Source organism: Frigidibacter sp. MR17.14, assembly GCF_037095735.1.
Lineage (GTDB): Bacteria > Pseudomonadota > Alphaproteobacteria > Rhodobacterales > Rhodobacteraceae > Frigidibacter.
The window spans coordinates 21,599-35,505 of sequence record NZ_JBAWKD010000017.1; the positions used below are offsets into that span (position 1 = coordinate 21,599).

Here is a 13,907-nt window from a genome sequence, read left to right on the forward strand (position 1 = left end):
GGGGGCGGGGCTTCCCTCGGGCCCCTGCGGTTCTGGATTGATCTTTGCCGGTCCTCTTCCGACAAGAGGAACCTGTGCCACCGCGTTACATTTGTCAAGTTCGGTGATTTTTGTCACGGTGCAGCACGAACAGGGAGCAGGACGAGATGCGCGCAGGAAACGGAAACAGCCAGGAAGATGAGGTGCTTATGGCCCGCGCGGCCTGGCTCTACTACATCGGCGGCCTGAACCAGGAAGAGACCGCGCGGCGGCTGCACACGACGCGGGCCCGGGTGAACAAGCTTCTGGGCGACGCGCGCGACACCGGGCTGGTGAGCATCACCATCAACCCCGCCAATGTCGGGCTGTTGCCGGTGGAAGAGCTGATCCGCAGCCATTACGGGCTCGAGTTCTGCATCTGCACCCCGGCGCTGGGGCAGGAAACCGGCACGGATGCCGAGAAGATCCTGGCGAAATACGCCTTCCGCGCCGTGGGGGCGGCGGCGGCGGCGCATCTGCGACGGCATCTCGCCGAATCGCCCGACGCGGTGATCGGCACCGGCTGGGGGCGCACGCTGGAACAGATGACGCTGCACATGGCGGGCGTCAGCGCGCCCGGGGCGAAGTTCATCAGCCTCGTGGGCTCGCTGACCGCCAATTCGGCCTTCAACCCGTTCGAGGTGGTGCATTCGCTGGCCCGCGGCACCGGGGCCGAGGGCTTCTTCGTGCCGGTGCCGTTCATCGCCGACACCGTCGCCTCGCGCGAGGTGCTGCTGTCGCAGCAGTCGGTGCAGCAGGCGCTGGCGATCGCCCGGACCGCGACCATCGCCTATATCTCGCTGGGCGAGCTGCGCGAGGATTCGGTGCTGCGCACGCAGGGCATGGTGACGCTGGGAGAGCTGGCAGAGCTTCGCGCCCTGGGCGCGGTCGGCGACACCAACGGGCATTTCTTCGATGCGCAGGGCCGCGCCGTCGACCATCCGCTGAACCGGCGCAGCATCGGCGTGGCGCTTGAGGACCTGCGCAAGATCTCGACGGTGGCGCTGGTCGCCGGCCGCTCGAAGCTGGCCGCCGCGCAGGGCTTCCTGGCCAGCGGCATCGCCCGCGGCCTGATCATCGACGGCGACACCGCGACGCTGCTGGCCGCATCGCTGCGCGGGACCGGCTGAGCCCTGCCTGCGCGCGCCCCCGCGGCCGTCAGCCCGCGCGTCAGCCCGCGCGGCTGATCGCGGCGCGGATCGAGACCGCGGCCTCGCCGATATCGGCCTGCATCGCCGCCGCCGCCGCGGCGCCGTCGCGCGCCGTCAGCGCCGCGATCACCTCCTGGTGGCGGGCATGGCCGGAAACGGACAGCACGCCGCCGCGCACGACGCTCATCAGCGGGCCGTAGCGCATCCACAAAAGCTCGACGAGGTCGATCAGGTCCTCGTTCCCGCAGGCGCGGTAGACGGTGAAGTGGAACTGCTGGTTCAGCCGCAGATAGGCCTTGATGTCCTCCTGCAGCACCGGGTCGTTCATCCGCGCGTCGATCCCGCGCAGCTCGCGGATACCGGCCTCGTCGATCCGCCGCGCCGCCAGCTCGGTCGACTGCCCTTCGAGCAGCAGGCGCAGGGGCAGCAGCGCGTCGAGCCGCTGCACCGTCGCCTGCGGCACGCAGATCGAGCGGCGCGGCGGCGCATCCAGCGCGCGGGCGGCGACGAGCCGGTTCAGCGCCTCGCGGATCGGCATGTGGCTGGTGCCGAAGACCTCGGAGAGTTCCTGAAGGGTCAATTTCTGGCCGGGCTCGAATTCGCCCATCATGCAGAACTGCTTCAGCTCGGTGTAGACGAAGTCGAGATCCGTCTGCGGACGGCGGGTCTCGAGCTTCAGCGCGCTCACTGTGGGCACTCGGACATCTCCGGTCTGCGGGCCGCGGCCCAGGAAGGGTAATCCTTCTTACCCAAAACCAACAGCGACCGCAATCTTGATCAAAGATCGAAGATAGTTGACATATGATGCGGAATCATCTTCCATCCTGCTCACAAGCTGCAGCGACTCGGGGCCACCCCGGGCAGAGGAAACCGCAGCGATCACAACAGGGTAGAACATGGAACGTGACCTCAGCAGACGGTCCGCGCTCAAGATGGGCGTGGGCACTCTCATGGGCCTTGCCGCGCCGTCCTTGATCGCGTCGCGCGGGCTTGCCGCCGAACCCGCCCCGATCAAGATGGTGATGGTGAATCCGCTCGAAGGTGAATGCGCGCAATGGGGCATCCCGATCGTGCGCGCCGGCCAGCTCTGGGCGGACGAGCACAATGCCAACGGCGGCATCCTGTGCGGCGACGGCGAGCGGCACCGGATCGAGTATTCGGCCTATACCAACGTCTGCTTCTATCCGAACGAGGAGCTGACCGCGTTCCGCAACGCCATTCTGCAGGATGGCAAGAAATACATGTTCCAGACCTATACGCCCGCCTCGCGCAAGGCGATCGCCCGGATCGCCACCCAGAACGGGGTGCTGACGAACTCCTATGGCGGCGGGTTCATGAGCAAGGACTTCCCCTACCTGATGGGCGGGATCACAGGCTCGCCGACGGCCTTCCTCGGGCTGGTGTCGCATGTGCTGGAACAGCATCCCGACATCAAGCGCGTGGCGCTGATGTTCACCGACAACTCGTTCGGGCAGGCCGGGCGCGGCTACACCGCCGCGGGCTGCGCGCCCTATGCCGCCGACGGGCGCATCGAGATCGTCTACAACGAGGTCTTCGACCCGAACATGACCGACTACTTCCCGCTGCTGGGCGCGGTCATGAAGACGAAGCCCGACGCGATCTTCTATTCCGACCTGCCCCCCGGCAAGCAGGCGATCCTGCTCGAGACCGCGCAGTCGCTGGGCTATGACGGGGTCTGGATGTCGCATTCCTGGGACCTGCCGCAGATCGCGCAGCGGGTGGACATGGCCAAGCTCGACGGCCGGGTCTACGGCGGCTTCGGCGTCGACGCGATGGAGCCCAGCTTCTCGAAGCGCGCGCATGACATGTACCAGTCCTACGCCTCGAAATACGGCGCGGGCGAGTGGATCGGCTTCGCGGGGCTGACCTATTCGGCGATGGTCACGCTCGACGCGGCCTTTGCCGGGGCCAAGACGATCGAACCGAAGGACGTGATGGAGACGCTCTACGGCATGGCCGAGATCGACCACCCGATCTACGGCAAGTCGCGCTGGTCGGGGAAGGACATCTTCGGCGTCGACCACCACCTGCTGACCCCGACCCCGAAATACGTGATCAAGGGCGGCACCCTCGCCTATTCCGGCGTCGTCGACGACCACGCCTGGTGGGAGGAACACAAGGCCGCCGCGCTTCCCGTGCTGAAAGAGCACGGCATGACCGAGGTCTGACCCCTCCCCTCCCCGGACCGCATCCCGGTCCGCCCTCCCCCACAGCGGGCGTGCCCTATGTCGCGTCCCGAAAATCACCACAGGGGACGAGCCGTCGCGGCTCGTCCCGAAGACCACAACAGGGGACGAGCCGTCGCGGCTCGTCCCACGGACCCCCATTTGTCAACAGACGGAGGCCGCGATGGCCAGAGATGACATCCTCCTGCCGCCCTACGCGACAGAGCTCTTCGCCGAACCGATCCGTGCCGAAGAGATCGCCGGCCTGCCCGGCGCGCTGGACACCGGCATCGAGAACGTGGACCCGGTGACCTNACGGAGGCCGCGATGGCCAGAGATGACATCCTCCTGCCGCCCTACGCGACAGAGCTCTTCGCCGAACCGATCCGTGCCGAAGAGATCGCCGGCCTGCCCGGCGCGCTGGACACCGGCATCGAGAACGTGGACCCGGTGACCTTCTCGGTCGTCCATGCCCGCGTCGAGGGCATCATGACCGAGATGACCGAGACGATCCTCGCCACCGCCCGCAACCCGATCCTGCACGGCGCGAAGGACTTCACCTGCTGCCTGCTGGACACCTACGGCGCCTCGATCCTGTCGATGGTGGACTGCATCCCGGTCCATGTCGGCACGATGAGCCCGCCGCTGCGCTTCGTGATCCGCGCCTTTGGCGAGGACATCCGCGAAGGCGACGTGTTCCTTAACAACGCCTCCTACGCCGGCAACAGCCATGTCGGCGATTTCACGATGTTCGCGCCGATCTTCTACGAGGGCAAGATCGTCGCCTGGGCCTGCTCGAAATGTCACCTGCTGGACATCGGCGCGCATCTGCCCACCAGCATGGACCCCTTCGCCAAGGACATCTACGAAGAGGGCTTCCATTTCCCGGCCGTGCGCCTGTGCCGCAACCACAAGCCGATCACCGACCTCGTCCGCTTCATCGCCTACAACTTCCGCTATCCGCAGCAGTGGCATGGCGACTTCCTCGCGCAGCTCAGCTCGCTGTGGGTGGCAGAGGCGCGGGTGATCGAGCTGTGCAAGCGCTTCGGCTATGACACGTTCAAGGGCTGCCTGACCGAAAGCCTGCGCTACGGCGAGCGCGCGATGCGCGAAGAGATCGCGAAACTGCCGAAGATCACCGTCACCGAGACGCTGAAAACCGAGTGCTTCAAGGGCTACATCGACGAGCCGCTCGAGTTCAAGATGACGCTCTCGATCGACCCCGAGAACGGCTGGATCGACTTCGACTATTCGGAAATGCCCGATCAGATCGACTTCAGCTACAACCTCAGCTACGCGACCTGCCGCTGCTCGGCGATCCAGGGCACGCTGCCGATCCTGTCGCCGGACCTGCCCTACAACTCGGGCGCACTGGACCGCATCCGCGTCAAGCAGCGCGAGGGCGCGCTGGCTGGGATCCCGCGCTGGCCGGTGGGGACCGAGGTCGCGACCGTGGGTCTGAACGACGAGGTGACGAACCTCGTCTTCAAGACCTGGGCCAAGGTGCTGCCCGGACGGGCGCTGGCGGGGATGGGCGAACACCCGGCCGCCAACCACACCGGCGCCGGCGTCGATCCGCGCAAGGGCAACCAGCCTTACGGCCACCTGCACTACCTCGCCGCCTCGGCGGCCGGCGCGACCGAGGGCTTCGACGGGCTGCCGCACATGTTCGGCCACTGCATCATGGGCAACATGGGCTACGAGTCGCTCGAGATCCACGAGCAGTCGCTGCCCCGCATCATCTGGGAAGTGAAGGCCGAGCCGGACTCGGGCGGCGCCGGCAAGTGGCGCGGCGGCGTGTCGATGTCGCACCGGCTGCAGCCGATCGACCATGACATGCAGCTGATCTACTGCGGCGTCGGCCACACCTGGCCCGCCTTCGGGCTCTACGGCGGCGAGGGCGGCGCGGTCGCCGACCACTGGCTGCTGGACGGCAAGACCCAGCAGGTCGACGCCCGGCTCGAGAACATGGGCGAGACGATCTGCCGCCGCGACCAGCACTGGTATGCAAAGACCGGCGGCGGCGGCGGCTTCGGCAACCCGCTGGAGCGCGATCCGGGCAAGGTCCGCGACGATGCGCGCGACGGGTTCATCAGCCTCGACGCGGCGCGCGATCTCTACGGCGTCGTGCTGGACACCGAGCCCGAGCTCTACGCGGTCGACGAGGCCGCCACCGCCAAGCTGCGCGCCGAAATGGCCGCGCTGGCCTGATCAGATCCGAGGAAACCGCAATGAAATACCGCATCAGCGTCGACGTGGGCGGCACCTTCACCGACCTCACCATCGCCGAGTCCGAGACCTTCACCCAGCTCGGCAGCCACAAGTCGCCGACCACGCCCGAAGACCGCTCGGTCGGGATCCTGAACGCGATGGGCCTCGCGGCCGAAAGCCTCGGGCTGTCGCTGAACGAGCTTCTGTCGCAGACCTCGGTGTTCTGCCACGGCTCGACCACCGCGACCAACACCATCATCGAGATGAGCGGCGCGAAGACCGGGCTCATCTGCACCCGCGGCACCAAGTACATCCTGTGGCGCGGCGAGGGCCGCCGCCAGACGATGTTCAACTACAAGATGGAGCCGAACACCCCGCTGATCCGCCCCTATCTCTGCCGCGAAGTGACCGAGCGCATCACCTCGGACGGCACGGTCATCGTGCCGCTGGACGAGGACGAGGTCCGCGCCGAGGTCCGCCAGCTGAAGGCCTGGGGCGTCGAGGCGATCGCGGTCTGCACCATGTGGTCCATCGTCAACGATGCCCATGAACGCCGGATCGGCGAGATCATCGAAGAGGAATGGCCGGGCGTCGACTACTGCCTGTCCTCGGACATCCAGCCGATCATCCGCGAATACTACCGCACCAGCTGCGTGGTGCTGAACGCGATGCTGCAGCCCAAGGTCTCGCGCTACCTGCGCAACCTGCAGGGCAAGCTCGAGGACCGCGGTTTCCGCGGCGAGACGCTGATCGTGGTGTCGAACGGCGGCGTGGTGCCGATCTCGGAAGTGGCGAAGAAGCCGGTGTTCATGCTGTTCTCGGGCCCCTCGATGGCGCCCGAGGCGGGCTACTACTTCAGCGAGCTCGAAGGCATCAGGAACTGCATCACCGTCGACATGGGCGGCACCAGCTTCGATGTCTCGACCGTGCTCGACGGGCAGATCACCGTGACCAAGGACGGGCGGATCCTGAACCACCCGACCGGCGTCGCCTCGATCGAGATCGCGACGCTGGGCGCGGGCGGCGGCTCGATCGCCACCATCGACAAGGGCCTGATCAAGGTCGGGCCCCGCAGCGCCGAGGCCGTCCCTGGCCCCGCCTGCTACATGCGCGGCGGCACCGAGCCCACGGTGACCGATGCCTATGTCGTGCTGGGCTACATCAGCCCCGCCCACTTCCTGAACGGACGGATGAAGATCGACCGCGACCTTGCCGTGAAGGCGGTCAAGGAGCATGTGGCCGACCCGCTGGGCATCAGCGTCGAGGACGCGGCGCTGGGCATCACCCAGGTCGTCAACGAGAACATGCTGGGCGGCATCCTCGACATGACCATCCGCCGCGGCGTCGATCCGCGCGAATTCGCACTGGTCACCGGCGGCGGCGCCACCTCGGTCCCGGTCGCCTTCCTGGCCCGCGAGATGGGCATCAAGAAGATCGTGATCCCACGGCAGACCTCGGTCCTGTGCGCCTTCGGGGCCAACAACGCCGCCATCCAGATGAGCGACGTGGTCTCGAAGTTCAGCGACACCCATGCCTTCGACTTCCAGGGCGTGAACGATGCCATCGGCGGGATCACCACCAAGGGCGCGGACTTCCTGACCCGGATGGGCATCCCGCCCGAGGACCAGAAGTTCGAGCTCTTCGTCTCGGCGCGCTATCCGATGCAGACGACCGAGCTCGAGATCCCGATCACGCTGGACGGCGGCAAGGTCACGCCGGCAATCCTGAAGCAGATGACGCAGGCGTTCCACGACGCCTACCTCGCCCGCTACAAGACCAACGACCCGGCCTCGGATGTCGAATTCCTGATGTGGCGCAACCTCGCCACCTTCCAGCGCCCGAAGATCGTGCTGCCGGAATCCGAGAAGTCGTCGCAAAGCCTGCCGGTCACCGCGCTGATGACCACGAGCCAGGCCTATTTCGGCGGCGGCACCACGGTCGAGACGCCGATCTACGATGGCGAGAAGCTCGCCTACGGCATGTCGGTACAGGGCCCGGCGCTGGTGATCCTGCCTGACACCACCATCGTCGTGCCGCCCTTCGCGGCGCTCGACACCCGCAAGCACGGCTACTTCGTGATGGATGTCGATGTCGACACCTCGGCGGGGGCCGCCGCCGCCAAGCGCAAGCGAGAGCCCGCTCCGGCGCACTGAGCCCCCGCGCTCCCGCCCCAGCCCTCTCCCCGGGGGCGGGAGCCTTTTCTTCCGACGGGCGCAAGCGAGGTGGCCATGCTCGACGTCAACCTGACCCAGATCTTCATCAACTTCCTGTCGCTCAGCGCCTTCTACGGCCTCTTCGCCGTCGGGCTCGCGCTGGTCTTCGGGGTGATGAAGGTCGTGAACTTCGCCCATGGCGAGTTCTTCATGCTGGGCGGCTACGCGCTGTGGCTGCTGCTGGCCGCGCTGCCGGGACTGCCCTTGTGGCTGGTCTTCGGGCTGGCGCTGGTCGTCGGGCCGCTGGTCGTCGCGCTGGCCGGGATGCTGGTCGAAAAGCTGATCTTCGAGCGCACGGCCAACAACACCTTCGGCGGCTTCATCGCCTCGCTCGGTCTCAGCTACGTCATCCAGGCGCTGGCGGTGCTGGGCTTCGGGGTCGTGTCGAAAAGCCTGCCGGTGCTGATCCCCGGCCAGATCGAGGTGGCGGGCGGCATCCTGACCCACCAGCGGCTGGCGGTGATCCTGGGCGGTGTCGCGATGATGACCGGGCTCTGGGTCTTCCTGAACCGCACCCGCGCGGGCCGCGCGGTGCGCGCCGCCTCGCAGAACCACGCCTCGGCGCGGCTGCAGGGCATCAACCTGCGCCGGGTGCGCTACACCACCATGGCGATCGGCGCGGCGATGGCCGCGGTCTCGGGCGTGCTGATGGGCAGCGTGATCAACGTCGGGCCCTACATGGGGCTCGAGGCGATCTGGAAGGCCTTCATCGTGGTCATCGTCGGCGGGCTGGGCAGCATTCCCGGCGCGATCACCGCGGCGCTGCTTTTCGGGCTGATCGACAGCATCGCCACCACGCTGGGCTACGGCCAGTACATCGTCATCATCGACACCGTGATCATGCTGGCGGTGCTGGCCTTCTTCCCCCGCGGCCTGCTGGGCCGCGAGGCGCCCCCGCTCGACCAGGGACAGGTACAGGGCGGCGACGGGGCCGAGGCCGCGCTGCCCCCGGGCCTGTCGCGCGCGCTGGTGCTGGCCTTCGCCTGCGCCCTCGCGGCCTTCCCCTTCTTCGCCTCGCAATACTACATCGGCATCGGCATCCTGTTCCTGATCAACCTGATCCTGGTGATCAGCTACCGCACCTGCACCACGATGGGCGGCTGGTCCTTCGCCCATGTCACGATGTTCGCGATCGGCGCCTATGCGATGGCGCTCTTGCAGACCGGGCCGGGCCTGTCGTTCTGGCTGATCCTGCCGCTGGCCGGGCTGGCCGCGGCGCTGGTCGCGCTGGTCATCGCCTGGCCGGTGATGCGTACGCGGCAATTCTACTTCTTCCTGTCGACCTTCGCCGCCGGCGAGGCGATCCGTCAGTGCTTCATCCAGTTCCGACCGGTCTTTGGCGGGATCGAGGGCATATCCTTCCTCTCGCCGCCCGAGGATCTCTTCGGCCTCAGCTTCTACGACACCCGCACCTATTACCTGATGGCGCTGGCGCTGGCCGCCATCGCCGGGGCGCTGCTGTGGGTCTTCGACCGCGGCCGCACCGGGCGCACCGTCAAGGCCATGGCCGAGAACGAGAACCTCTCGGCTGCGCTCGGGATCGACGCGCTGGCGCTCAAGACCCTCGTCTTCTGCATCTCGGCCTTCTTCGCGGGCTGCGCCGGGGCGCTCTTCGCCGGCTACAACGGCTTCGTCGCCCCCACCGACTTCACCGCGCAGGTGATGTTCAAGATCATCGCCGCGGTCATCATCGGCGGCAGCCGCAGCTTCTGGGGCCCGGTGATCGGGCTCGTGGTGCTCACCGTTCTGGAAGAGGCGCTGACCGGCGCCGACCAACTGGTGCCGCTGTTCTGGGGCCTGACCATCATCCTGACCGTGCTCTTCATCCCCTCGGGGCTCGAAGGCCTGGCCCGGCGCCTGATCGCGCCGCTGATCGGCCCGCGCGCCACCCGCTTCTCGGAGGATCGCAATGCTTCGCGTGCATGAACTGACCCGCAGGTTCGGCAGCCTGCTTGCCCTCGACCGCGTCTCGTTCGAGGTCCAGAAGGGCGCGATCCACGGGCTGATCGGCCCGAACGGCTCGGGCAAGACCACCTTCTTCAACCTTGCCACCGGCTTCCTCGCCCCGACCTCGGGGCAGGTGCTGTGGCACGGCGCGCCGGTCAGCGGCCGCGCGCCGCACGCGATCTCGCGGCTGGGGATCGCCCGAACCTTCCAGAACACCAGCAACTACGCCTCGCTCACCGCGCGCGAGAACCTCGTGATGGCCAGCCGCAACCAGATGCGCTCGTCGGCACTGTCGCGGCTGCTGCATCTGGGCCCGGCCCGGCGCGAGGAAGCCGCGCAAGAGCTGCGGGCCGAGGCGCTGCTCGACCGCTTCGGCATGCGCGAGCTGGCCGACGTGCGCGCCGCCGACCTGCCGGGCGGCACCCAGAAGATCCTCGGCGTCGCCATCGCGCTGGCGACGGGGCCGGAGCTGCTGATGCTGGACGAGCCGCTGGCCGGGCTGAACCCGGCAGAGAAGGCGCAGCTGATGCGGATCCTGCGGATGATCCGCGACGAGGGGCTGACCCTGCTGCTGATCGAACATGACATGAAGGCGATCATGCAGACCTGCGACCGCATCACCGTCCTCAGCTATGGCACGCTGCTGGCCGAGGGCACCCCGGCAGAGATCAGCCGTGACCCGGCGACCATCGCCGCCTATCTCGGATCGGAGGCCGCCTGATGCTCGACCTGTCCGGCGTCACCGTCGACTACGCGGGCATCGTCGCCGTCGACGACGTCTCGCTCTCCGCCGCCCCCGGCGCGATCACCACGCTGGTCGGCGCGAACGGCGCCGGCAAGTCCAGCCTGCTGCGCGCGATCTCGGGGCTGATCCGCCCGGCCCGCGGCTCGATCCGCTTCGACGGGGCCGAAACGACCGGCCTCGGCCCCGAAGAGCTGGTGCGCCGCGGCCTCTGCCACGTCCCCGAGGGGCGCGGGCTGTTTCCCTACATGTCGGTGCGCGACAACCTGCTGTCGGGGGCGCATCTACGCCGCGACACCGCACGGGTGCGCGACGATCTCGACCGGGTGTTCCACTACTTCCCGATCCTGCGCGATCACCAGCACCGCATCGCCCGCAACTTCAGCGGCGGCCAGCAGCAGATGATCGCGATCGGCCGCGGGATCATGTCGCGCCCACGCTTCTACATCTTCGACGAACCCTCGATCGGGCTTGCGCCGCTGATCGTGCGCGAGGTGCTGGACACCATCGCCACCCTGGCCCGCGACGAGGGCTGCGGCGTGCTGCTGGTCGAGCAGAACGCCAACCTCGCGCTCGAGATCGCCTCGACCGGCTACGTGATGGACCTCGGGCGGATCACGCTCTCGGGTCCGTCGGCAGAGCTGAAGGCGGACCAGCGCGTCCGCGAAGCCTATCTCGGCCTCTGACGGCCGCCTCCCTTCCCCCGCTTGCAGGACGAACCGACCGTGACACCCGAACCAAACCAAGAGATCCGCACCACCGCCATCATCGGCGCCGGGCTGATCGGCTGCAGCTGGGCCGCGCTGATGGCCGCGACCGGGCGGCGCGTGGTGATCCACGACGCCCGCCCCGAGGCCGGGGCGCTGGTCGCCGAGTTCTGGACCTCGGTGAAGGGCCAGCTGGCCGAGCTGGGCCTCGTGCCCGAGCAGGAGCCGCGCTTCGAGCTCGCCCCCGTCCTGGCCGACGCCCTGGCCGAGGCCGACTTCGTCTTCGAATGCATCCCCGAGCGGCTCGAGGCCAAGCGCGCGCTTTACGCCGCGATGGAACCGGCGCTGAAGCCCGGCGCCATCGTCGCCACCTCTTCCTCGGGGCTGAAGCTCTCGGACCTGCAGGCGGGCTGGCACGATCCCGGCCGGCTGGTCATCGCCCATCCCTTCAACCCGCCGCACCTGATCCCGCTGGTCGAGCTTTACGCCAACGAGGCCACCGACCCGGACGTGCTGCCCCGCGCCCGCGCGCTTTACGAAAGCTGCGGCAAGGTCACGATCACCCTGAACCGCGAGGTCGCGGGCCATGTCGCGAACCGACTGCAGGCCGCGATCTGGCGCGAGGCGATCAGCCTCGTTGAAAGCGGCGTCTGCTCGGTCCGCGACGTGAACGCCGCGGTCTGGGCGGGACCGGGCCTGCGCTGGGCGGTCATGGGCCCGCACATGCTGCTGAACCTCGGCGGCGGTGAAGGCGGCCTGCGGGCCTATATCGACCAGTTCGCCGACAGCTATCACGACTGGTGGGACGATCTCGGCACGCCGCGCTTCACGCCCGAGCTGATCGACCGGCTGGTCGCGGGCCTGTCCGAAGAGATCGCCGGGCGCGACTACGCCGCGATCCGCGCCGACCGCGACCGGCAGCTGATCGCCACCCTGCGCGCGCTTGCCGAGGCGCGCCGCCCCCCCGAACCCCGCGCCGTCCTGAAGACCGCCTGACCCGGAGCCTGTCCATGAAACGCAAAGTCATCCTCACCTGTGCCGTCACCGGCGATGGCCCGATCCACCCCCGCTATCCCGATTACCCGGTGACGCCCGAGCAGATCGCCGCCTCGAGCCTTGCGGCCGCAGCGGCCGGCGCCTCGGTCGTCCACATCCACGGCCGCGATCCGCAGACCGGCAACGGCGACCGCTCGCCCGCGGTGTTCCGCGAGATCGTCGAGCGCATCCGCGCGCAGAACAGCGAGGTGGTGATCAACCTCACCACCGGCATGGGCGCGACCTTCGTGCCCGACCCCGCCGACGAGGCGCGCGCCCATCCCTCGACCGATGTCGCCGGCGCGGCCGAGCGCGTGGCCCATGTCGTCGAGAACCGGCCCGAGATCTGCACCCTCGACACCACGACGATGAACCTGGAAGGCGGGATCGCCGGCGCGCCGGACTGCATCTTCATGAACACGCCCGGCACGCTGGCGAAGATGGCCGAGATGATCCGCTCGGCCGGCGTGAAGCCCGAGATCGAGGCCTTCAACCCCGGCGACATCCTTCTGGCGCGCAACCTGCTGGAGAAGGGCCATATCGACGCGCCGCCGCTGTTCCAGATCTGCCTCGGCGTGAAATGGTCGGCCCCCGCCGATGCCGCCACACTGCTCTACATGAAAAGCCTGCTGCCCCCCGGCGCGCATTGGAGCGCCTTCGGCATCTCGCGCTGGCAGATGGAGATCGTGGCCCTCTCGACCATCCTCGGTGGGCACTGCCGCGTCGGACTCGAGGACAACATCTACCTCGAGCGCGGCGTCTTCGCGACGAACGCCCAGCTGGTCGAACGCGCCGCCCGCATCATCCGCGATCTGGGCTGCGAGGTTGCCACCCCGGCCGAAGCGCGCGAAATCCTCGGCCTGCGCACCGCGGCGCCGGTGCCGGCATGACCGCGCCCCTCGTCCTCGGCACGCTGGTGGTGCATCCATGGCACTGCGACCGCTTCGGCCACATGAACACACGCCATTACGCGGCGGCCTTCGACGATGCGATCTTCGTGTTCTGGAGCCGCCTGCCCGGGGACGGGGCGATCCATCCGGTGACGGCGGCGATGAAGACGGGGTTCCTCGCCGAGGCCCCCGTCGGCACCGTCGCCGAGATCCACGCCCGCATCGGACGCATCGGGGGCAAGTCGGTGACGCTTGAGCTGTCGCTCGTCTCCACGACCGGCGTTCTCGCGACCTGCGAGGTGGCCGAGGTCTTCTTCGACGCCACCACCCGCACCAGCGCCCCGATCCCCGATCCGGTCCGGAACGCCCTGACCGCGTCTGCAGCCTAGGTCAACCGCAACAGGTATTCCGGCGGCTGGTCTGCGCCTGTTACGCGGCGGTGGTGCGGCGTCCTGCACGGCGTAGAAGTTGGCTCCGGCCGCGGTGGGCGGGGCGCTCCCGAAGTGCTCCGGCAGGCGGCGGTGCTTGAACCAGCCGACCCATTCCAGCGCGGCTTATTTGACCACTTTGGGTCTCAGGTTCAGAGTAAGCGAAGTATAGAGTAACCCCTTGACTTCCGACGCGTGCAGCATCTCCAGTCAGTGCATTGAAAATGCTGTATTTTATTCCAGCGTCGGTGGGTCAAGCCGCGAGTTTGGCTTTGGCTCGGCGTTGTTGCACTTATCGGTGAGGCGGATTCAGGTTGTGAGTCCTGAGTGTTAGCGTCGAGCCATGCCGAAGCCTTCTTCCCCTCGCTACCGCACGACG

At 67.9% G+C, this 13,907-nt stretch carries 11 protein-coding genes; 10 read left to right on the forward strand and 1 reads right to left on the reverse strand.

From position 1 onward, the window contains the following. Nucleotides 1-188 precede the first annotated feature (188 nt). Complete coding sequence (locus V8J36_RS21335; RefSeq protein ID WP_336469352.1) at nt 189-1,148, forward strand: sugar-binding transcriptional regulator; 960 nt, start codon at nt 189-191, stop codon at nt 1,146-1,148. A 40-nt stretch (nt 1,149-1,188) separates the two neighbouring features. On the opposite strand, the gene V8J36_RS21340 is transcribed toward V8J36_RS21335, so the two are convergent. After that, complete coding sequence (locus tag V8J36_RS21340; protein WP_336469341.1) at nt 1,189-1,866, reverse strand: GntR family transcriptional regulator; 678 nt, start codon at nt 1,864-1,866, stop codon at nt 1,189-1,191. Nucleotides 1,867-2,065: 199 nt separating this feature from the next. Here V8J36_RS21340 and V8J36_RS21345 point away from each other — a divergent pair, with 199 nt between their 5' ends. The 9 genes from V8J36_RS21345 to V8J36_RS21385 all read left to right on the forward strand — a co-directional run bounded on the left by V8J36_RS21345 (nt 2,066) and on the right by V8J36_RS21385 (nt 13,489). Next, nucleotides 2,066-3,358 (forward strand): ABC transporter substrate-binding protein, encoded by a 1,293-nt coding sequence (locus tag V8J36_RS21345; protein ID WP_336469342.1) that lies wholly within the window; start codon nt 2,066-2,068, stop codon nt 3,356-3,358. 324 nt (nt 3,359-3,682) lie between these two features. After that, entirely contained in the window at nt 3,683-5,566 is a 1,884-nt protein-coding gene (locus tag V8J36_RS21350; protein ID WP_336469343.1) for a hydantoinase B/oxoprolinase family protein, read from the forward strand. Nucleotides 5,567-5,586: 20 nt separating this feature from the next. Beyond that, the gene (locus V8J36_RS21355; RefSeq protein WP_336469344.1) at nt 5,587-7,719 is read left to right on the forward strand and encodes a hydantoinase/oxoprolinase family protein; all 2,133 of its coding nucleotides are present in this window, start codon (nt 5,587-5,589) and stop codon (nt 7,717-7,719) included. Nucleotides 7,720-7,794: 75 nt separating this feature from the next. After that, a complete protein-coding gene (locus tag V8J36_RS21360) occupies nt 7,795-9,705 on the forward strand; it encodes an ABC transporter permease (protein WP_336469345.1) in 1,911 nt (636 codons plus the stop codon). Then, nucleotides 9,689-10,447, forward strand: a complete 759-nt coding sequence (locus tag V8J36_RS21365; protein WP_336469346.1) for an ABC transporter ATP-binding protein — start codon at nt 9,689-9,691, stop codon at nt 10,445-10,447. The genes V8J36_RS21360 and V8J36_RS21365 overlap by 17 nt, the downstream gene beginning before the upstream one ends. After that, entirely contained in the window at nt 10,447-11,154 is a 708-nt protein-coding gene (locus tag V8J36_RS21370) for an ABC transporter ATP-binding protein (protein ID WP_336469347.1), read from the forward strand. Before V8J36_RS21365 ends, V8J36_RS21370 begins: the two co-directional genes overlap by 1 nt. 39 nt (nt 11,155-11,193) lie before the next feature. Then, nucleotides 11,194-12,171: a 3-hydroxyacyl-CoA dehydrogenase family protein gene (locus V8J36_RS21375; protein WP_336469348.1), complete on the forward strand. Its 978-nt coding sequence runs from the start codon at nt 11,194-11,196 to the stop codon at nt 12,169-12,171. A 14-nt stretch (nt 12,172-12,185) separates the two neighbouring features. Further along, complete coding sequence (locus V8J36_RS21380) at nt 12,186-13,100, forward strand: 3-keto-5-aminohexanoate cleavage protein (protein WP_336469349.1); 915 nt, start codon at nt 12,186-12,188, stop codon at nt 13,098-13,100. Next, entirely contained in the window at nt 13,097-13,489 is a 393-nt protein-coding gene (locus V8J36_RS21385; protein WP_336469350.1) for an acyl-CoA thioesterase, read from the forward strand. The genes V8J36_RS21380 and V8J36_RS21385 overlap by 4 nt, the downstream gene beginning before the upstream one ends. Nucleotides 13,490-13,907 lie beyond the last annotated feature (418 nt).